At 73.9% G+C, this 19,714-nt stretch carries 19 protein-coding genes and 1 tRNA gene; 8 read left to right on the plus strand and 12 right to left on the minus strand.

The annotated features are described in order from the left end of the window. Window positions 1–82 precede the first annotated feature (82 nt). Complete coding sequence (locus tag ACIQCH_RS19950) at window positions 83–1,483, minus strand: RNA-guided endonuclease InsQ/TnpB family protein (protein WP_402582533.1); 1,401 nt, start codon at window positions 1,481–1,483, stop codon at window positions 83–85. A 119-nt stretch (window positions 1,484–1,602) separates the two neighbouring features. Here ACIQCH_RS19950 and ACIQCH_RS19955 point away from each other — a divergent pair. Then, window positions 1,603–1,678: transfer RNA gene (locus tag ACIQCH_RS19955), tRNA-Thr, on the plus strand. Between the two features lie 40 nt (window positions 1,679–1,718). On the opposite strand, the gene ACIQCH_RS19960 is transcribed toward ACIQCH_RS19955, so the two are convergent. Then, a complete protein-coding gene (locus ACIQCH_RS19960; RefSeq protein WP_402582535.1) occupies window positions 1,719–2,129 on the minus strand; it encodes a glycine-rich domain-containing protein in 411 nt (136 codons plus the stop codon). A 272-nt stretch (window positions 2,130–2,401) separates the two neighbouring features. Between ACIQCH_RS19960 and ACIQCH_RS19965 the strand changes: the two genes are divergently transcribed. The 3 genes from ACIQCH_RS19965 (at window position 2,402) to ACIQCH_RS19975 (ending at window position 5,879) form a co-directional block, all read left to right on the plus strand. Beyond that, a complete protein-coding gene (locus tag ACIQCH_RS19965) occupies window positions 2,402–3,160 on the plus strand; it encodes a GntR family transcriptional regulator (RefSeq protein WP_402582537.1) in 759 nt (252 codons plus the stop codon). 274 nt (window positions 3,161–3,434) lie between these two features. Beyond that, window positions 3,435–3,899: an FG-GAP repeat domain-containing protein gene (locus ACIQCH_RS19970; RefSeq protein WP_402582539.1), complete on the plus strand. Its 465-nt coding sequence runs from the start codon at window positions 3,435–3,437 to the stop codon at window positions 3,897–3,899. Window positions 3,900–4,073: 174 nt separating this feature from the next. Further along, window positions 4,074–5,879 carry an FG-GAP repeat domain-containing protein gene (locus ACIQCH_RS19975; protein ID WP_402582541.1) on the plus strand — a complete coding sequence of 602 codons (1,806 nt, stop codon included), beginning with the start codon at window positions 4,074–4,076 and terminating at the stop codon, window positions 5,877–5,879. Between the two features lie 27 nt (window positions 5,880–5,906). On the opposite strand, the gene ACIQCH_RS19980 is transcribed toward ACIQCH_RS19975, so the two are convergent. The 4 genes from ACIQCH_RS19980 to ACIQCH_RS19995 all read right to left on the minus strand — a co-directional run bounded on the left by ACIQCH_RS19980 (window position 5,907) and on the right by ACIQCH_RS19995 (window position 10,334). After that, on the minus strand, window positions 5,907–7,325 hold the full coding sequence (locus tag ACIQCH_RS19980) for an NAD(P)/FAD-dependent oxidoreductase (protein ID WP_402582542.1): 1,419 nt from the start codon (window positions 7,323–7,325) through the stop codon (window positions 5,907–5,909). A 93-nt stretch (window positions 7,326–7,418) separates the two neighbouring features. Continuing rightward, window positions 7,419–7,904, minus strand: a complete 486-nt coding sequence (locus ACIQCH_RS19985) for a GNAT family N-acetyltransferase (protein ID WP_402582544.1) — start codon at window positions 7,902–7,904, stop codon at window positions 7,419–7,421. Window positions 7,905–7,966: 62 nt separating this feature from the next. Continuing rightward, complete coding sequence (locus tag ACIQCH_RS19990) at window positions 7,967–8,971, minus strand: zinc-binding dehydrogenase (RefSeq protein WP_402582546.1); 1,005 nt, start codon at window positions 8,969–8,971, stop codon at window positions 7,967–7,969. A gap of 133 nt (window positions 8,972–9,104) precedes the next feature. Further along, entirely contained in the window at window positions 9,105–10,334 is a 1,230-nt protein-coding gene (locus ACIQCH_RS19995; protein ID WP_402582548.1) for an NAD(P)-binding protein, read from the minus strand. Between the two features lie 136 nt (window positions 10,335–10,470). Between ACIQCH_RS19995 and ACIQCH_RS20000 the strand changes: the two genes are divergently transcribed. Beyond that, a complete protein-coding gene (locus ACIQCH_RS20000; protein WP_402582550.1) occupies window positions 10,471–11,211 on the plus strand; it encodes a pentapeptide repeat-containing protein in 741 nt (246 codons plus the stop codon). Between the two features lie 35 nt (window positions 11,212–11,246). Here ACIQCH_RS20000 and ACIQCH_RS20005 read toward each other — a convergent pair whose 3' ends face one another. Continuing rightward, on the minus strand, window positions 11,247–11,747 hold the full coding sequence (locus tag ACIQCH_RS20005; RefSeq protein WP_402582552.1) for a hypothetical protein: 501 nt from the start codon (window positions 11,745–11,747) through the stop codon (window positions 11,247–11,249). Between the two features lie 73 nt (window positions 11,748–11,820). Further along, on the minus strand, window positions 11,821–13,005 hold the full coding sequence (locus tag ACIQCH_RS20010; RefSeq protein WP_402582554.1) for a M4 family metallopeptidase: 1,185 nt from the start codon (window positions 13,003–13,005) through the stop codon (window positions 11,821–11,823). A 597-nt stretch (window positions 13,006–13,602) separates the two neighbouring features. On the opposite strand from ACIQCH_RS20010, the gene thpR reads away from it, so the two are divergent. After that, the gene (gene thpR, locus ACIQCH_RS20015) at window positions 13,603–14,199 is read left to right on the plus strand and encodes an RNA 2',3'-cyclic phosphodiesterase (protein WP_402582556.1); all 597 of its coding nucleotides are present in this window, start codon (window positions 13,603–13,605) and stop codon (window positions 14,197–14,199) included. A gap of 42 nt (window positions 14,200–14,241) precedes the next feature. Here thpR and ACIQCH_RS20020 read toward each other — a convergent pair whose 3' ends face one another. Both ACIQCH_RS20020 and ACIQCH_RS20025 read right to left on the minus strand, forming a co-directional pair. After that, on the minus strand, window positions 14,242–14,871 hold the full coding sequence (locus ACIQCH_RS20020) for a response regulator (RefSeq protein WP_402582558.1): 630 nt from the start codon (window positions 14,869–14,871) through the stop codon (window positions 14,242–14,244). Further along, complete coding sequence (locus ACIQCH_RS20025; RefSeq protein WP_402582630.1) at window positions 14,868–16,001, minus strand: sensor histidine kinase; 1,134 nt, start codon at window positions 15,999–16,001, stop codon at window positions 14,868–14,870. Before ACIQCH_RS20025 ends, ACIQCH_RS20020 begins: the two co-directional genes overlap by 4 nt. A gap of 362 nt (window positions 16,002–16,363) precedes the next feature. Between ACIQCH_RS20025 and ACIQCH_RS20030 the strand changes: the two genes are divergently transcribed. Beyond that, a complete protein-coding gene (locus ACIQCH_RS20030) occupies window positions 16,364–16,948 on the plus strand; it encodes a heme-binding protein (RefSeq protein WP_402582559.1) in 585 nt (194 codons plus the stop codon). A gap of 32 nt (window positions 16,949–16,980) precedes the next feature. Further along, window positions 16,981–18,432 (plus strand): M1 family metallopeptidase, encoded by a 1,452-nt coding sequence (locus ACIQCH_RS20035; RefSeq protein WP_402582561.1) that lies wholly within the window; start codon window positions 16,981–16,983, stop codon window positions 18,430–18,432. 6 nt (window positions 18,433–18,438) lie between these two features. Here the strand turns inward: ACIQCH_RS20035 and ACIQCH_RS20040 are convergent, their stop codons facing one another. Both ACIQCH_RS20040 and ACIQCH_RS20045 read right to left on the minus strand, forming a co-directional pair. Beyond that, the gene (locus ACIQCH_RS20040; protein WP_402582563.1) at window positions 18,439–18,948 is read right to left on the minus strand and encodes a GNAT family N-acetyltransferase; all 510 of its coding nucleotides are present in this window, start codon (window positions 18,946–18,948) and stop codon (window positions 18,439–18,441) included. Window positions 18,949–19,021: 73 nt separating this feature from the next. After that, on the minus strand, window positions 19,022–19,597 hold the full coding sequence (locus ACIQCH_RS20045) for a TerD family protein (RefSeq protein WP_402582565.1): 576 nt from the start codon (window positions 19,595–19,597) through the stop codon (window positions 19,022–19,024). Window positions 19,598–19,714 lie beyond the last annotated feature (117 nt).

Raw genomic sequence — 19,714 nt, forward strand, 5'->3', positions numbered from 1 at the left:
GGCCACGGCGGAACGGACTTACACGGACTCCACAGGCATGACGACCGACGGCCCGTCGGCCCGAAACCCTCGTGGGCGTCCTCTACTCCGCCGCGTACTCCGGAAGCTCCGAGAGGCGAATCACAGCCGGCACGGGCCGCCCCGGCGGCAGCGAGGCCGCCACGAGCCGGTACAGCCGCAACCCCTCGTCGCGCAGGTTCACCGCCGCGTTCACGTCCCGCTCGTGGACCGCCCCGCACTCGGCGCAGGTCCACTTCCGCACGGACAGGTCCAGTCGCCCACCCTTGGTGTGGCAGGCCGAGCAGCGCCGCGTCGACGGGAAGAACCGGTCCACGACCACCAGCGTCCGCCCGTACCACTCGCACTTGTAGGTCAGCTGCCGCAGCAGCTCGCCCCAGCAGGCGTCCCGGATCGATTCGTTCAGCCGTGCTTTGCGCCGTCGCCCGGGCCCCTTCGCCGCCCGCACCAGCGTCGCGATCGACAGGTCCTCCACCACGAGCACTTGGTTCTCGCGCACGAGGCGGGTGGTGAGCTGGTCGAGCAGGTCCTTGCGCACGTCACCGATCCGCGCGTACGACCGCGCGATCCGCTGCCGCACCTTGTCGCGGTTCTGCGACCCCTTCCGCTTCCGGTGCAGCTCCTTCTGGAGCCGCGCAAGCTTCTTCGCGTACCTCCTCATCAGCCGCGGAGGGGCCACCGCGGTGCCGTCGTCCAGCGTCACCAGTGCCGTAAGGCCCAGGTCGAGGCCGACGGCCCTCGGCGCCCGGCTGTGCGCCTCGAAGACGGCGCTGAGTGGGGCGATCCGCTCCTCCACCAGCACGGATACGAAGAACCGCCCGGCCCGGTCCCGTGTGACGATCAACCGCACAGGCTCCGCCCCCGCCGGCAGCGGACGCGACCACCGCACGTCCAGCGGCCCCGCCTGCTTGGCCAGGGCCAGATCGCCCGTGCCCGGCCGCGTCGGATCCTCCACCCACCGGAAGCCGGTCCGCACGTACACCGCCGCATCCCGCGAGCGGTGCTTCCGCTTCGGCTTCGGGTGCTTCGCCACACCTCGGAAGAACCTGCCGAACGCCGCGTCCAGGTGCCGCAGCGACTGCTGCAGCACCGTGGACGAGACCTCGGTCAGCCAGCACGTCTCCGCCGCCCGCCGCCAGCCCGTCAACGCTCGGCAGGTCTCCGCGAAGCCCACCGGCACACGGTGCTTGCGCCAGGCGCCCGACCGCAGCCTCAGGCCCTCGTTGTAGACCCACCGGCACGCCCCGAAGGTCCGGACAAGCTGCTCGGCCTGCTCCTCGGTCGGATAGAAGCGGTACCGGTAGACGCGCGATCGCGTCCCGGCCTCCTTCGCCCGGCCGCTGAGCGGCACCGCGGCCCGCTCCTTGTGCTTGTGCCGTTCGGGGATCCCCACGACCTCCCGCTTCACGCGCTCGGCTTCCGCCCCCACGACCCGTACCGCTTGCCCTTCTGCGGCGTCCGCCACAGCTCCTCCCCGACGATCGGACTGTCGGGACTGCATGTCTGCCAAGGTGAAGTCCTTCGCTGCGAGTCCTGGGCGATGTGTACAGTGAGGGCGGCTCCGTGCGTCGTTCGCGGGGTGCTGCCCCCTTAGCTCAGTCCGGCCCAGAGCGATGTACTTGTAATACATAGGTCGTCGGTTCGAATCCGACAGGGGGCTCCTTCCGAAGGCCCCCGGCCCCTCCGGCCGGGGGCCTTCGTCATGCCCTCCAGAGCCCTTCGACGGCCTCGAACCCGGCACCCTCCACCGCCCGGCGCGCGCGGCGCAGGGAGTCCGGGTCGCCGGGCCTCGGGTCGCAACCCGGGAGGTGGTGCACGAAGGTCCCGTACCGGCCGCAGAGTTCGGCGTACGCGGCGGTGTGCAGCAGCAGCGCGTGCCAGCCGGTGTCGACGGCCCGCGACGGCGCGAGCGGCACGCCGGGGTTCTGCGCGCTGGCGACGACGAACTTGACGGCCTCCGCCGTGATCATCTCCGCTCGGCCGAGCGACATGCCGGGATGTGCGGCCAGAAGCGTGTTGCGGACGGCGGGGAAGGCGTCGCCCAGGAGCTCTTGCGGGCTCGGTCGGCGGCCGTGGTCGTGGTTGCGCAGCTCGACGTTGCAGTCCGTCACGCGCGAGTGGTCGTGCTCGCGCCGGGCGCGTCGCCGTTCCTGCAGCAGGGCCTCGCATACATCGCACCCGGGTACCGCCTGTGGCTCACGACGCCGAAGCGCGGGGCTGTGGTCCATGGAGGAGACTCCACTTCTCTAGAGATGTAGAGATTCAAGCGGATGGCGAGTGGTGTCGTCAATACATCTCTAGAGATGTTGTTCGCGGGTGGGTGTCTGGGGCAGCTGGGGGCGGGCGCCCGTAGGGTGTCTAGAGAAGAAGGGAGCAGGGGCGCATGGGTGAGCGGGACGGTGGGCGTCGGCCGAAGTACCAGCGGATCGCGGACGAGCTGAAGGCCGCGATCCGGGCCGGCGAGTACGGGCCCGGCGACCGGCTGCCCGGGGAGAACGACCTGATGGCCGCCCACGGCGTGGCGCGGATGACGGCGCGCCAGGCGCTCGGGGTGCTGCAGAGCGAGGGGATCGCGGAGGCCCGCAAGGGGGCCGGCGTGTTCGTGCGGGAGTTCCGGCCGCTGCGGCGGCGGGGCATCCAGCGGCTGGCCCGGGACGAGTGGGGTGGCGGTCGGTCGGTGTGGGCCGCCGAGGTCGAGGACCGGGAACTCGTCGTGGACGGGGTGGAGGTCCGGCGGGGCGAGGCGGACGAGCGCATCGCCGGGGCGCTGGGCGTCGAGCCCGGTACGCCGGTGTGCGTGCGCGGTCGGCGGTTCGTGCTGGACGGCAAGCCGGTGCTGCTGGCCGTGTCGTACCTGCCGTACGAGATCGTCGAGGGCTCGGCGGTCACCGAGCAGGACACGGGTCCCGGCGGGGTGTACGCGCGGCTGGCGGAGCTGGGGTACGCGCCGGTGCGGTTCCGGGAGGAGATCCGGTGCCGGATGCCGTCGGCGGGCGAGGCGGAGCGGCTGGCGCTGTCGATGGGGACGCCCGTCGTGCTGATCGTGCGCAGCGCGATCACGGTCGAGGGGCGGGTGGTCGAGGTGAACGAGATGATCCTGGACTCCGCTTCGTACGTGCTGGAGTACGACTTCGAGGCGTAGGAGCGCCGCGGCTCCGCCGGCCCGAAGTCGACCACGAGCCGGCCCTTCCGCCCGGCGTGCACGGCCACGGTGTGCCTGACCTTCCCGCCCCGCGGCACGTCCGGCACCGTCACCGTGCTCCGCCCGGCCCGCACGGCGAGCGGTACGTGCTCCTGGCCCGGAACGCCGCGGACGGCACGCTGGAGCGCTACGACGGCACCGGCGGAGGGTTCGCCCTGCCCCCCCGGTCGGCGGCGGCTGGAAGGCGTACGACCGGATCAGCGGCGCGAACGACGTGACGGGGGACGGCCGGGCCGACCTGGTGGCCCGGGACCGGTCCGGGGTGCTGTGGCTGTACGAGGCCACCGGCTCGTCGAGCCGTCCGTTCGTCGGGAAGGTGAAGGTCGGCGGCGGTTGGAACGCGTACGCCTCGATCATCCGCGGCAACGACCTGACCGGTGACGGGAAGGCCGACCTGGTGGCGCGGGACGGGGCCGGGGTGCTGTGGCTCTACCCGGGCACGGGCAAGGCGGCGGCGCCGTTCCTCAAGCGCGTGAGGGTGGACGGGGGTTGGAAGTCGTACGCCGCGGTCGTGGGCGTCGGCGACGTGAACGGCGACGGCCGGATGGACCTGGTGACCAAGACCGGTACGTCGCGGCACACGCTCGTCCTGAAGGCGGGCACGCAGCGCACGGGCGACCTGTTCGAGCCCTCGAAGGTGCTCGGCGCGGGCGCCGCCGGCTTCGATCTGCTCTTCTAGGGCTTCGCCCGCGCCGGTCCCGTTGCTCCGGCCCCCCGTCCGCCGGTCCCGACCGGTGGGCGGGGGGCTGAAACTTTGTAACAGAAGCCGGTGTTGTACGGTCCGCGCACGTCATGCGGGGAACATGACGTTGCCGCGGCAGGCACACTGTCGCCTTCATGTGTGGAGCGCGAATTGCGCGAAGACATCAACGGCATCGGCAGCACCGATCGCACGGGTCGCACGGACCGCGGCGATCGCACGGAAGGCCGGGGCGCACGGCGTCCCGGCGTCGTCGGGGGAGTTCTCGTCAGCTGTGCGGCGCTCGTGGCCGCCGGGGTGGTCGGTGCGGTGCCGGCCGCGGCGGCGGGCGGGGTCCGGGCCGACGAGGCCTACTCGTTCACCTATCTCGACCACGTCATCCCGCCCGGTGAGGGTTCGGTGGCGGTCCTGAAGCCCGACCTGCTTCGGGGTACGCCGGACGGCACGCTCGTGTACGCCCTGTCGAAGGCGCCGCTGACCGACGCGTCCTGGGCGAAGGGCGGTGTTCCGGCCGGCATGGCCGTCAAGACGGGCGACGGGTGCACCGCGTCGCCGTCGGTCAAGGGCGTCTACCTGTGTCCGGTGAGTGAGGACAACGGTTACGTGGGGCCCGCGATCGCGGCGGCCGAGTCCGTGAAGGACATGACCAGGCTGCACTTCGGCGTGGCGTACGCGCCGCGCGGATCGAGCATCGCGAAGGCCGTCAAGGCGGCGCAGGTGTCGGGTCGTTCGCCGGTGAAGGGGACGGTCGAGGCGCACAGCGTGACCGTGCTGACCGCCGAGCACGTCAAGAAGAACAAGACCACGCTGACGCTGCCGGACGTGCCGGCGGGCGGTTCGGTGACGCACACGGTGTCGGTGCACGCGATCGACAAGGGCGTGCTGTCGCTCGGTTTCGGTCCGCACACCGGCTTCCGGCCGTGGGACCCGGACGAGTTGAAGGTGGAGCTGGTCTCGGTGCGTGCCGGTGCCGGTGCGACCGACTGCGTGGTCCATCGGGGCGAGTTGACGTGGGAGGGCTTCGTCTGCAACGTCCGGCCGGGTGACGTGAAGATCACGTACCGGCTGACGGCGAACGCGAAGAGCCCGGCCTGGAAGATCGATGCCGTCACGAACTACAACGTCTACACCTCGGGTTGGGGTGACGCCGGCAGCAACGGCACGTTCGGCGTGCGCGGGGGGACCCCGGTGCACGAGCGGTACCAGCTGCTGCGGCGTGACACGGCCGGGAAGCTCAAGGCGCACATCGGCACCGGACGGGCCGCGCACCCCTTCGAGCGGGCGGACGAGATGGGCGACGAGTGGGGCAAGTACACGGCCCTCGCGAAGCTGGCGCCGCTGACCGTGCAGGGCACGGGGGGTCCGGTGGTGGCCCGGGACGCCGCGGGCGTGCTGTGGAACTTCGACTTCTCCGATCCCGAGCACGGGGGTGGTTTCTGGGACCCGAAGAAGGTCGGTGGCGGTTGGAACGCGTACGACCTGCTGGCCGGTGCCGGTGACCTGACCGGGGACGGCAAGGCCGACCTCGTCGCCCGCGACAAGGCCGGCGTGCTGTGGCTGTACCGGGGGACGGGGGTGCCGAAGGCGCCGTTCGAGCCGCGGGCGAAGCTGGCCGGTTCCTGGAAGGGCTACGACGCCCTGGTCGGCGGCTCGGACCTGACCGGCGACGGCAGGGCGGACCTGCTGGCGCGGGACGCGTCCGGTGCGGTGTGGCTGTTGAAGGGGACGGGCAGGGCGGCGGCGCCGTTCGCGCCCCGGGTCAAGGCGGCGACGGGCTGGTCGGCGTACGGGGCACTCGTGGTGCCGGGGGACCTGACCTCGGACGGGCGTCCGGACGCGGTGGCCGTGGACGGGACCGGTGCGGTGTGGCTGATGAAGGGGACCGGGCGGACCGGGGCGCCCTTCGCGGCCCGGGTGAAGATCGACTCGGGTTGGGCGAAGGGCGACCTGGTGTTCTGATCGCCCGGGTTCTCGTGCCGGAGGGCCTCAGTGGCGGCCGCTGATGCGGTCCGCCACGCGGGCCAGGGGGGTCGTCACCGCACTGTGGGTGGCGGCCTCCCGGCGGTCCGCGGCGCGGTAGGCGGCGTAGAGGGCGTGGACGCCGAGCCAGCGGAAGGGCTCCGGCTCCCAGCCCCGCACGGCGTGCCCCACCCAGGGCAGGTCGGTGAGCTCGGTGGGGCCGCCCCGGCCGGCGTCCTGGAGGACGAGGTCGCGCAGGGTGCGGCCGGCGAGGTTGGCGGTGGCGACGCCGGAGCCGACGTAGCCGCCGGCCCAGCCCAGGCCGGTGGCGCGGTCGAGGGTGACGGTGGCGCACCAGTCGCGCGGGACGCCGAGGACGCCCGACCAGGCGTGCGCGATGCCGGTGCCGGCGAGCTGCGGGAAGAAGCGGACGAGGATCTCGCGCAGGGCGTCGACGGTGGCGGGCTGGGTGCGGCCGTCGTTGTCGGTGCGGGAGCCGTAGCGGTAGGGGACCCCGCGTCCGCCGATCGCGATGCGGTCGTCGGCGGTGCGCTGCGCGTACATGTAGGCGTGGGCCATGTCGCCGAGCGCTTCGCGGCCGGACCAGCCGATGGTGTCCCAGAGGGCGGTCGGGACGGGGTCGGTGACGATCATGGAGGAGTTCATCGGGAGCCAGGCCCGCTTGTGGCCCTTGAGGCTGGCCGTGAAGCCCTCGGTGCAGCGCAGTACGTAGGGGGCGCGGACGGTGCCGTACGGGGTGGTGGCGCGGCCGCGGGCGATGTCGGTGACCGGGGTGGACTCGTGGATGACGACGCCGAGGCGCTCGCAGGCGTCGGCGAGGCCCCGGACGAGCCGGGCGGGCTGGATGCGGGCGCCGTGCGGGGTCCACGAGGAGCCGACGGCGCCGGTGACGCGGATGCGGGCGGCGGTCTCGCGGGCGCCGTAGAGCTCCCGGTCGGATTCGCCGTACGAGAGTTCGGTGGCGTGGAAGGCCTTGAGGCGGGCGAGCTGGGCGGGGGTGTAGGCGACTTCGAGGACGCCGCCGCGGTGGACGTCGGCGTCGATCGCCTCCTTGGCGGCGGTTTCGACGACCTCGGTGACGGTGTCGTTCATGGCCCGCTGGAGGCGGACGGCTGCCTCGTGGCCGTGCAGGCGGGCGTACCGGTCGCGGCCGGCGATGCCGTTGTAGAGCCAGCCGCCGTTGCGGCCGGAGGCGCCGTAGCCGCAGAACTTCTGCTCCAGGACGGTGACGCGGAGGTCGGGGGCGGCTCGTTTGAGGTAGTACGCCGTCCACAGGCCCGTGTAGCCGCCCCCGACGACGCAGACGTCGGCCGTCGCGTCGCCGGGGAGGGGTTCGCGGGGCGGGGGCGTGCCGTCCTGGGCGTACCAGAAGGAGATCCCGCCGTTGACCGGCTGCGGTGTGGGGCTGGGGCTCGTCGCGCTCATGGGGTGTTGGTACCCCGGTGGCGCGTGTGGTGCCAACGGGCAGGCTGTCGGGAAAGCGGGGCGGAAAGCGGTCCGTGTGTCCGGGCGGTCCGGTCAGGTCCGGTCGGGTGCGGAGCCGAGGGCGGTGAGGGCCCCGTCGGTGAGGCGGTAGACCGTCCATTCGTCCTGGGGGCGGGCGCCCAGCGACTCGTAGAACTTGATGGACGGCTCGTTCCAGTCGAGCACCGACCACTCCAGGCGCCCGTAGCCGCGGTCGACGCAGATGCGGGCGAGCTCGGTGAGGAGGGCCTTGCCGTGGCCGCCGCCGCGGTGCTCGGGACGTACGTACAGGTCCTCCAGGTAGATGCCGTGGACGCCGACCCAGGTCGAGAAGTTGAGGAACCACAGCGCGAAGCCGGCGGCCTCGCCGTCGGCGGTCTCGGCGATGTGGGCGAAGGCGGCCGGGTGCTCGCCGAACAGCGCCGTGTGCAGCTGCTCTTCGGTGGCCCGCGCCTCGTGGAGGGCCTTCTCGTAGTCCGCGAGCTCGCGGACCATGGCGTGGATGACGGGGACGTCGGCCGGGGTGGCGGTACGGATCATGGGGCCAGGGTAGGGAGCCGTCGGCGCGCGGTGGCGCCGGATCCCGTTGCGTGAGACGTCCTTCACGGCTCCAGCACCACCTTGCCCATGGTGGCCCGGCCCTCCAGCGCGCGGTGGGCCGCGGCGGCCTCGGCGAGGGGGAAGCGCTGTACGGCCGGTACGAGGCGGCCCGCGGCGGCCTCGGCGAGGGCGCGGGTCTCGAGCACCCGTACGGGGTTGTCGCCGCCCGCCTTCCCGAGCATCGCCGGGCCGAGGACGGACTCGGAGGTGATGCCCCGTTCGGCCAGCTCCTGCTCGGTGAAGGTCAGCGGGCCGCCTTCGTGCACGCCCCCACTGGACCAGCCGAAGACGAGGTGCTGTCCGCCGGGGCCGAGCAGGTCCACGGCGGCGCGGCCGGGCTCGCCGCCGACCGAGTCGAAGACCACGGTGGCGCGCCGGTCGCCGAGGAACTCCCGTACCCGATCGGGCCAGTCGGGGGCGTCGTAGTCGACGGCGAGGTCGGCGCCGTTCGCCGCCACGGCGGCCGCCTTCACGGGGCCGCCGGCCAGGCCGACGACGGTGGCGCCGGCGTGGCGGGCGTACTGCACCAGGAGGGTGCCGATGCCGCCGGCGGCGGCCGGGACGAGCACGACCGACTCCGGGCCGAGGGCGGTGAACTGCAGGATCCCCATGGTGGTCCGGCCGGTGCCGATCATGGCGACGGCCGCCGAGGGGTCCAGGCCCTCCGGTATCGCGTGCAGCCGGGCGGCGTCGGTGACGGCGAGTTCGGCGTAGCCGCCGGGGACCGTGCCGAGATGGACGACGACCCGCTTGCCCAGCCAGTCCGGGTCGGTGCCCTCGCCGAGCGCCTCGACGGTGCCGGCCACCTCGCGGCCGGGGATGGTGGGGAGTTCGGGGAGGGCGGGGAGCGGGCCCTGGAAGCCCTCGCGCAGCGCGGTGTCGAGCAGGTGCACGCCGGCGGCGGCGACGGCGATGCGGACCTGGCCGGGGCCGGGGACCGGGTCGTCGGCCTTTTCGTAGGTGAGGTTCTCGGCTGGGCCGAAGGCGTGGAGGCGGATGGCTTGCATGGGGTGCTCCTGGTGCTGGTGGGGCGGCTGTTGGTGAGTGGTGGGGGGTGGGTGGGCGTGGGCGTGGGCGGGTGGTGGGTGGGCTTGGGTGGGCGGTGCGGTGACGAGCCAACAGCCTCAACTGCGCTTGAGGTCAAGCGCCGGTGGTCTTGGTGATGGTGGTTCCTGCGGTTCCGGTGGTTCCGGTGGTTCCGGTCGTGCGGGTCCGTGCGTGCGGTCGTGCGGTGGCGCGCATCGCGAGGGCGACGGCCTCGATCGCGCTGTTGAACGACACCTCGCTGAGCACGCCGGGTGCCGACACCTGGTCGCCCGCGAGGTAGACGCCGTCGCCCCGGTCGATGGCGGGCCGGTCCCGCCAGGTGGTGCCGGGCAGGTCCAGTGCGCCGGTCCGGCCGTCCGCGACGGCCTCGCGCCGCCACACCGACCGGTCCCGCCAGCCCGGGAAGCCGAGGTCGAGCACCCGCTCGGCGCGGGCGACGGCCACGGCCCGGTGCTGCCCCGGGGCGATCGGCAGCTGCGCCTGCACCAGTGACTGACCGGCGGGGGCGAGGGAGCGGTCCTGGGCGGTGAACCGCTCGAACCACCCCGGCGCGTCGAGGTCGGAGATCGCGTACGGGTCCCCGCGGCGCTCGCGCAGCGCGAGGTCGAGCAGGACCGTACGGCCGCTCTGCCAGGTCAGCGCCGGATCCCCGAGCAGGGTCCGGGCCGCGGCCAGCGACGTGGCGACCACCACCGGGCCGCCGCCCGCGGGCAGCGCGTCGATGCGTGCGCCGGTCTCGATGCGGACGCCGAGCGAGCGGGCGCGGTCCGCCATCCGGTCGGTGACCGACTGCCAGCCGCCCCGCGGGAAGACGGCCTCGGGCGGGAGCTTCGCCACCCGGCGCAGCCGCTCCTGCACGAAGGCGGCGGAGAGCGAGCCGACGTCGTGGTGGAAGAGGGCCACGGCGAGGAGGTTCGCGACGGCCCGGGCCCCGTCGGCGCCGACCAGGCCGGCGGCCCAGGAGTGGAAGTCGCGGTCGACCGGTGCGTCGGCGACCGGGCGGAGCGCCAGCCGCAGCAGGGCGCGCGGGGGCAGTGTGCGGAGCCGCCCGCCGTGGTGGAGGCGCAGCGCGGCCGCGTCGCGCAGGGGGACCGGGGCGAGCGGGCCGGTCAGGCCGCGGGCGGTGAGCCAGGACCAGTGGGGGCCGCACCGGTAGAAGGCGTGCGGGCCCTCGTTCACGCGGTAGGGGCCCCGGGCGGTACGGGCGCGGCCGCCGAGCGTGCGGTGGGCCTCGTAGAGGGTGACGCGGGCGCCCGCCTCCGCGGCGCTGACGGCGGCGGTGAGTCCGGCGAATCCGCCGCCGATGACGGTGAGCTGCTGCATGTGCTGTCTCCCTGGCACTGGTCCGGTCTCCGGGTGGTGCGTGCGCACAGGAGACAGCCGCGGGGGCCCGGATGTGACACGGCTGGGGAGGCGAGCTGTCATGCGGGCTGTCAGTGGGGCGGGCCACGATGGGGACATGGTGCGAAGTGGTGGTACGGGCGGTGGCCGTGGAGGTTCGGGCAGTGGCCGCGGTGGTGGGCGTGGTGCGGGTGGTGCGGGTGGTGGTGCGGTGACGGCCGCGCGGCGGCCGGAGCTGGTCCTGCCCGAGCTGCGCCGGTGGGACGGCGGGGAGCTGGAGCCGGACGGGGATTACGACGGGCTGGAGTTCGTGGACGAGGACTTCGCCGGCCAGGAGGCGGTCGGGGCGCGGTTCATGGACTGCGCGCTGCGGGGCTGCGCGCTCGACGAGGCGGGCCTGGCGCGTGCGCGCGTGCTCGACTCGCTGTGGGAGGGCGTGCGGGGGGTGGGCACCGACCTGTCCCGGGGCTCGCTGCGGGACGTGGAGGTCGTGGAAGCGCGGTTGGGCGGGACGCAGCTGCACGGCGCCTCGCTGGAGCGGGTGGTCTTCCGGGGCGGGAAGATCGACTACCTGAACCTGCGGATGGCCGTCCTGAAGGACGTGGTCTTCGAGGGCGTCGTCCTGGTGGAGCCGGATTTCGGGAACGCGGAACTCACGCGGGTCGGGTTCCGCGGCTGCGTGCTGCGCGGTGCGGACTTCACCGGTGCGCGGATGGCCGACGTCGACCTGCGGGAGGCTGCGGAGCTGGGCATCGCCCGGGGCGTCGAGGGCCTGGCGGGCGCCGTGATCAGCCCGGCGCAGCTGCTGGATCTGGCCCCGGCCTTCGCGGCTCGGCTGGGGGTGCGGGTGGAGGGGTAGGGCCGGGTGGGTCGGGCTGGTTCGGGTGGGTTCGCTCAGGGGACCCGGGGGAAGCGGGCCTGGAGCGTCCACAGGTGGGGGTTGTCGGCCAGGCCTTCGTGCATGTCGGTGAGGTCCGCGATCAGGTCGTGCAGGAAGTCGCGGGCCTCGCGGCGCAGGAGGGCGTGGCCGAAGGTCAGCGGGGGCTCCTCGGCCGGCATCCAGTCGGCCTCGACGTCCACCCAGCCGAAGCGGCGCTCGAAGAGCATGCGGTCGGCGGACTCGGTGAAGTCCAGCTCGGCGTACTGGCTCCGGGCGGCGCGGCTGCCGCGCGGGTCCTGGTCGAGCTGCTCGACGATGTCGCACAGCGCCCACGCGAAGTCGAGCACCGGCACCCATCCCCAGGCTGTGGACAGCTCGCGGTCCTCCTTGGTGTCGGCGAGGTAGACGTCGCCGCAGAAGAGGTCGTGGCGCAGCGACCGGATGTCGGCGGACCGGTAGTCGGTCTGCGGCGGGTCCGGGAAGCGCGAGGAGAGGGAGTAGCCGATGTCGAGCACGTACCCGATGGTGTCACGGGCCGCGCGGTGTCGTCCTCGCGCGGCCCGTGAGACGGGGGCCCGGGTCTCCGGGCTACTTCACGTTGACCGCGGCCCAGGTCGCGGCCACCACGTTGACCTGCGGCGAACCGGTGCCGTAGAGGGCGGCCGCGGCGGCGAGGGTCGCGCTGCGGGCCTTGGCGTAGTTCGTCGTCGAGGTCATGTACGTGGTCAGGGCGTGGTACCAGATCCGGGTCGCGGCGTCCCGCCCGATCCCCAGCAGCTTCGAGCCGTCGTACGTCGGGGAGTCGTACGCCACGCCGTTGATGACCTTGGGTCCGCTGCCCTCGGCGAGCAGGTAGAAGAAGTGGACGGCCGGCCCGGAGGAGTAGTGGGGGTCCATTCCCCCCAGGTCCTTGGACCAGTAGTCGGGGGAGCGGCCGTCGCTGCTGGGGCGGTCCATCCTGCGCAGCGCGCTGCCGTGGATCTGCTCGCCGATGAGGTAGTCGCCCGGGTCGGCGGGGTTGTCGGCGAAGAACTCCCCGGCCGTGGCGAGCATGTCGGAGGTGGCCTCGTTCAGGCCGCCGGGCTCTCCCGAGTAGAGGAAGTTCGCCGTGGCGGCCGTGAGTCCGTGGGCGATCTCGTGACCGACGATGTCGAGCGAGATGAACGGGCGCCCGTCGGAGGTGTCCTCGTAGGTGACGCAGCCGCAGGCGTCGGACCAGTACGCGTTGCCGCCGCCCAGGCCCGCGTGGACACGGGAGTTCACGCCCCGGCCGTCGCCCCGGGGGCCGCTCCTGCCGAACGCGGCCCGGTAGAAGTCCCAGGTCACGGCGGCGCCGTAGTGGGCGTCGACGGCGGCGGTCTGACGGTTGCGGGCGGTGCCGTCGCCCCAGGTGTTGTCGGGGTCGGTGAACAGCACCGGCGCCCCGGGGCTGCTGCCGCGCATGTCGTACGTCTTCTGGCCGCCGCGGGTCTTGTCGTGGAGCTCGTACAGGCTGCCGTTGAAGAACGTGCCGAGCGCGACGGTGCCGCTGTACTGGCTGTGGCCGGTGCCCGCGGCGCGGAGCGCGACGGGGACCGCGGCGGGTGCCCGGCTGCTCGGGGAGGTCGAGGCCGAGTGCGAGGCCGAGGTCGAGGCGTGGCCGCTCGTGGCGGCCAGGGCCGGCTGGGCCGCGAGGGCCGCGAACGCGGTGAGGGCGGCGGCGGGGGCGAGCAGTGCGCGGGTCCGGCGGCGGGGGGCCGTGCCGGCGCGTAAGGCGGGGGACTGGGAGGACACGCGGTCTCCTTCGCTGAGCCGTGGGGGGCGTGCGCGAGGGGGAGCGTCCCGCGGAAGGCGGGCTACCGGCAGGGGGCGGCGGTGAAGATGGCCGCCCAGTGCTACTTGCTGTCCGGATACCGATGTCGGTGGGCATGCGGGTGGGTGGTGGGTGGGTGGGTGGCCGTGCGTGCGGGTGGGCGTGCGGGTGGGTGGGCGGAGAGGGGCAGGGGGGTGGCTGCGTGGGAGGGGCGGGGGCTTCGGGCGGCTCGCTTCGGGGGCGGGTCCCGTGGTGTGTGGGTCCCCTCGGCGCTTGACCGCCCATGGCCTGCAGGCCCTGCGGCAGGCCCACCCCTGGGGCTTCGGGGCCTTCGGCCCTGGCCTTCGGCCACCCCAGGCCCGGGCCTGCCTCCGGACCAGCCTGCCATGGGCGGTCAAGCGCCTTCCCCACACACCACGAGACCCGCCTGCCACCGCCGAGGACGTGCGGCCCGGGTGTGCTGGAGGGCCGGCCGGTGTGGGTGAGCTGGTGCGGGCCGCGAGATCGGGGGATCGGGGGGCCGGGTTGCTGGAGGGCCGGCGGGACCGGTGCGGGACGGCGTGGTGTACCAAGGCATCGTGAGTGAAGAGTCCCGGTCGTCGACCACCCGCGTGTTCATAGCCCTCGCCCCGCCCGACGAGGCGAAGGACGAGCTGGCGCGGGAGCTGCGGCCCGCCTACGAGGCCTACCCGCGCATGCGGTGGAACCGCATCGAGGACTGGCACATCACCCTGGCGTTCCTGGGCGAGCTGCCGCATTCCGCCGTGCCGCTGCTGAGGGCGCCGCTGGCGGAGCTGGCGGCGGCGCGCGGGCCCGTACGGCTGGCCCTGCGGGGCGGCGGGCACTTCGACGAGCGGGTGTTCTGGACCGGGATCGACGGGGACCTGGAGGGGCTGCACCGGCTCACGGAGGAGGTGCGGGCGGTGGTGAAGGAGTGCGGGATCGACTTCCCGGACCGGCCGCTGCGGCCCCACCTGACGCTGGCCCGGACCCGCCGCGACGACGCCGCCAGTGCGGTGGCGGCCGCGGCCGGGCTCGCCGCGTTCAGCGGGCGGGTCTGGCGGGCCGAGCGGCTGCACCTGGTGGGGAGCGACTTCGGTCGGGGTCCGGGGCCGATCCGCTACCGCGACATCGAGGCGTGGCCCTTCGACGGGGGTGGCCACGGGGGTGCCTGAGGCCGGTCGGCCGGTGACGCCTTCGCCGTCGGCCGGTGGGCCCTACGGGAGGAGGCGTTGTTCCTTGGCGACCGCCACCGCGCCCGAGCGGGTGTCCACGCCGAGTTTGTCGTAGATGCGGCCCAGGTGGGTCTTGACCGTGGCCTCGCTGATGAAGAGGGCGCGGGCGATCTCGCGGTTGCCCAGGCCGCGGGCCAGCTGTCGGAGGATGTCCAGTTCGCGTTCCGTCAGCGTCGGGCGGGTGCCGCGCATGCGGGCCATGACCCGGCTGGCGACCGGGGGCGAGAGCGTCGTGCGGCCCTGGGCGGCCGCGTGGATGGCTGCGAAGAGTTCCTCGGGGCGCTCGGCCTTCAGCAGGTAGCCGGTGGCGCCGGCGCCGATCGCGCGGGTGATGTCGGCGTCCGTGTCGTACGTGGTCAGGACCAGGACGTGGGGGGCGGGGGCGGGCAGTGCGGTGATCCGGCGGGTCGCTTCCACGCCGTCGATGCCCTCGCCGAGCTGGAGGTCCATGAGGACCACGTCCGGGCGCAGCCGCTCGGCCAGGGCCACCGCTTCGGCGCCGCTGCCGGCCTCGCCGAGCACCTCGATGTCCGGTTCGCTGCCGAGCAGGGCCAGCAGGCCGGCCCGTACGACCACGTGGTCGTCGCACAGCAGGATCGTCGTCGGGCTCATGGGGTGGGCTCCAGGGGGATCGAGACGGACAGCACGGTGCCTTCGCCGGGGGTGGACTCCACCGCCAGGGTGCCACCGAGCTGGTGGGCGCGGGCCCGCATGGCGGGCAGGCCGTGGCCGCGCGTGGTGCCGGGGGCGGCGGTTCCCGCGGCTTCCGGTGGGGTCATGCCGCGGCCGTCGTCGGCGATGTCCAGGACCACCTGGTCGCCCAGGAACGACAGGGTCAGGGCGGCGGTACGGGCGTCGGCGTGCTCGCGCACGTTCGCCAGCGCACCCTGCGCGATGCGCAGCAGCGCCGATTTCGTGCGTTCCGGGAGGTCCACGGGGGTGCCCTCGAGGTGGAAGCGGACGGTGACCTCGGGGCCGGCGTCCAGGGCCCGCAGGGCGTCGGCCAGGGGGGCTCCACCGGCGAGTTCCGAGGGGGCCAGGTCGTGGACGAGGCGTCGCGCCTCGGCCAGGCCGCGGCCGGCGATCTCGCAGGCGGTGCGGACGTGCCGGTGGGCGGCCTCGCGGTCGGTGTCCCAGGTGCGGTCCGCTGCCTGGAGCAGCATCTGCTGGCTGGAGAGGTTCTGCGCGAGGGTGTCGTGGATCTCCATGGAGAGCCGTTGGCGTTCGGCGAGGGTGCCCTCGCGCCGTTCGGTGGCGGCGAGCTCGCGGCGGGTGCGGATGAGGTCGTCGATGAGGTCGCGCTGGCGTTGGGCCTGCCGTTCCATGTGGACGAAGACGGCTGTGGCCAGGGCGGCCACCGCGGGCGGGGCCAGGACCAGGGTCGGGTCGAAGGCGCCGCTCGCCAGCTCCAGCTGGGCGGCGACCACGAGCGCGGTCAGGGCCGCCACGAGCACCACGGCCGCCCGGGGCGGCAGGGTGCGCAGTGCCGTGTAGAACAGGGGGACCGCGCACCAGGCGAAGCTGGGTGCCAGCAGGACGAGGACCACCCAGGACGCGATCACCAGGGCGAGCCAGCCGAGGCGGCGGGGGGTGGGGGCGGCTCCGAGGGCGGGCCCGAGGACGTACAGCAGGGCCACGGCGATGCTCAGGGCGATCACCCAGGGGGTGCGGGGGTCGGCGGGGTGGCGGAGCAGGAAGCGGGCGAGGGAGGCCCCGAGCAGGGCGAAGAACGCCCCGTGCATGACGACGGCCAGGGCCGCCCGGCTCGGTCCCTCCGCCGGGTCCGCGGCCCGCTCCGGCGGTGTCGACCACACCTTCCGCACCTTGTGACTCCTTCGTGGCTTCGGTCCCGTCGCCATCCTCCACCTGTGCGGGGGCGCGTACGGGGCGGAAGGTGCCACGGTGCCGCGCCCGGGGCCCGGGCGCATCAGCCGATCGGTCGACCCCCGCGTCAGCCGGCGGGCCGCCGGGGCCGAGCCGGTACGGCGATGGGGGCGGACCCCCTCCCGGCCAGGATCGAAGGGAAGCCGGAACGGGACGACCGACCCGGCCGACCACCGACGCGCCGGCGTCGCCATCCGAACCGAGGAACCGAGGAGCCACCGTGGCCACCAGCCCCACCGCCCCCACCGCCGCCGCCCGTGCCGCCCGCACCCGGACCCGTACCCGCATCGTCACCGGTGTCGGCCTGGCGGCCGTGGCCGCTGCCGTGACCGTCGGCGCGGTGAGCGCCAACGCGGCCCCGGCCGCCGTGGCGAAGAAGGACGACGCCCAGCCGCAGGCCCTGGTCACCAGCACGCACCTGTCGATCGACGCGGCCACCGAGGCGGCCCGGGCGGCGCTGGACGCGGCCGAGGCCGAGGGCCAGCGGGTCACCGTGGCCGTGGTCGACCGCAACGGCAACACGGTCGTCACCCTCCGTGGCGACGGTGCGGGCCCGCAGTCGTACGAGTCCGCGCAGCGCAAGGCGTACACCGCCGTGTCGTGGAACGCGCCGACCTCGGTGCTCGCGGGCCGTCTGGCGCAGACGCCGAACCTGAAGGACATCCCGGGCACGCTGTTCCTGGCCGGAGGCACCCCGGTGCAGGTCAAGGGCGCGCCGATCGCCGGCATCGGCGTGGCCGGCGCCCCCAGCGGCACCCTGGACGAGAAGTTCGCCCAGGCCGGCGTGGACGCCGTCACCAAGTAGCCGGGCCGGGGGCGGAGCTTAGGATCGTCCGTGTGGACCTCCGACGCACCGCCCCCCGCACCGCCCCCGCCCTCGCCGTCCTCCTGGTCCTCGGACTGGCCACGGGCTGCAGCGGTGGCCCGGTGGACGGCAGCCCCGGTGCGGCGGGCCTGCGCGACCGGTACTTCCCGAAGGCCGGGAACGGCGGCTACCAGGTCGACCACTACGGGATCCGGCTCGACTACGTCCCCGACACCGGCCGCCTGACCGGCACCGCCGAGATCACCGCGACCGCCGAGCAGGCGCTGAGCAGCTTCCACCTCGACTTCGACGGCATGGAGGTCGACGAGGTCGAGGTCGACGGCAAGGGCGCGCGGTTCAACCGGGCCGGGCAGGAGTTGACGGTCCGTCCGGCGGGCGACCTGGTGAAGGGCCGGACCTTCCGCACCGTCGTGCACTACTCGGGCGTGCCCAGGACGATCGAGGATCCGGACGGGTCGGAGGAGGGCTGGATCGAGACCGCGGACGGTGCGGTCGCGGTCGGCGAGCCGGTCGGTTCGATGGCCTGGTTCCCGGGCAACCACCACCCCAGCGACAAGGCGCTGTACGACGTGGAGATCACCGTCCCGAAGGGGTACGAGGCGGTCTCGAACGGGGTGCTGAAGGCGCGCACCGAGCGCGCGGGCCGGTCGGTCTTCCAGTGGCACGCCGCCGAGCCGATGGCCAGCTACCTGGCGACCGTCGCGATCGGCCGCTACGACGTGCGGACCTCGCCGGGTGCGGCCGGCACCGGAGGGTCGGCCGGGGCGGCGCCGTCGGCCGTCCCCGTCTACACGGCGGTGGACCCCAAGCTCGTCAAGAAGAGCGCCCCGGCGCTCGCCCGCATCCCGGACGTGGTGGCCTGGGGCTCGCGCCGGTTCGGCCCGTACCCGTTCTCCTCGGTCGGTGCCATCGTGGTGCCCGACGGGACGCTCGGGTACGCGTTGGAGACCCAGACCCGGCCGGTGTTCTCGGGCGCGCCCGACGCGGACCTGATGGTGCACGAGCTGGCCCACCAGTGGTTCGGCAACTCGGTCTCCCCGAAGTCCTGGCGCGACATGTGGCTCAACGAGGGCTTCGCCACGTACGCCGAGTGGTTGTGGGCGGAGGACCGGGGCGGGGTGACGGCCGAGGAGCGCTTCGACGCCTTCTACGACGAGGACACCGACGTCGATCCGGAGGCGGACGGCTCCTACTGGGACTTCCCGCCGGCGGATCCGCCGGGCCCGGAGCACATCTCGGACGACCCGGTCTACTACCGCGGTGCGATGGTGCTCCACAAGATCCGTCAGAAGGTCGGTGACGAGGCCTTCTTCGCGCTGCTGCGCGGCTGGGCCGCGGCGCGCCGGCACGGCAACGCGAGCACGGCCGACTTCACTGCGTACGCCGACCGCACCACCGGCGAGGACCTGTCGGCGATCTGGCGGGTCTGGCTGGAGGGCGACGGCAAGCCCGACCACCGCTGAGCGGGTTCAGAGCGGCTTGCGCAGGACCAGGCAGGGGCGGCCGAGTTCGCGGTCGGGGGCGCGGCGCAGGAGCGCGTAGCCCTGGGCGGTCCAGAAGGCCAGCGCCCGGGGGTTGGTCTCCAGGACGGCCAGGCGCAGTCCGGTCCGGCCGGCCGTGCGGAAGCGGTCCTCGACCAGGGCGGCGAGTCGGCGGCCGTGGCCCCGGCGGTGGGATCCGGCGTCGACGAGGAGCAGCCCGATCCAGGGGTCGGGGTCGTCGGGGGAGGGGTGGTGGGCGAGGGTGGCGGCCAGGCCGACGAGGCGGCCCTCGGAGCGGGCCAGCAGGATCTCGGCGCCCTCGGTGGCGAGTTCGTCGGCGAGGGCGCGGGCGACCTGGTCGACGGTGATCCGGTCGGGGTCGGGGAAGTCGCCGCTGAGCTCGAAGAAGGCGCGGTTGCCGGCGTACAGGGCCGTGACCTCGGTGAGTACGGGTCCGGGCAGGGCGCCGTCGGTGGGGGCGAGGGTTTCCAGGATCACCCGCGCACGGTAGCGCGAAGCCCCCTCCGGGGACGGCCGGAGAGGGCTTCGAGGCTCATGCGTCGCGGGCGGCTCAGACGTTGACGCCGAAGTCCTGGGCGATGCCCACCAGGCCGGAGGCGTAGCCCTGGCCGACGGCGCGGAACTTCCACTCGGCGCCGTTGCGGTAGAGCTCGCCGAAGACCATGGCGGTCTCGGTCGCGGCGTCCTCGGAGAGGTCGTAGCGGGCGATCTCGGCGCCGCCGGCCTGGTTGACGACGCGGATGTACGCGTTGCGCACCTGGCCGAAGTTCTGGCCGCGGGAGTCGGCGTCGTAGATGGAGACCGGGAAGACGATCTTGTCGACGTCGGCGGGCAGGCCCCCGAGGTTGACGTTGATGGCCTCGTCGTCGCCCGCGCCCTCGCCGGTGCGGTTGTCGCCGGTGTGGACGATGGTCTGGTCCGGGGTGGACCGGTTGTTGAAGAAGACGAAGTGGCCGTCGGAGACGACCTTGCCGGTCGCGTTGACCGCGATGGCGGACGCGTCGAGGTCGAAGTCCACGCCGGTGGTGGTGCGGACGTCCCAGCCGAGGCCGACCGTGACCGCGCTGAGGCCGGGCGCCTCCTTGGTAAGCGAGACGTTGCCGCCCTTGGAGAGGCTCACTGGCATCTGGGTGTCCCTTTCGTCGTCCTTGTGGACCGGCGCCGTGGCCGGACGTCGGCCAAGCTACCGCTGATGGGCATAACGCCGGGAGGGGGTGCGCCGGTTCCCGCGCGTGTTCCCGCC

The sequence above is a fragment of the Streptomyces sp. NPDC093225 genome (assembly GCF_044753805.1).
Classification (GTDB): domain Bacteria; phylum Actinomycetota; class Actinomycetes; order Streptomycetales; family Streptomycetaceae; genus Streptomyces.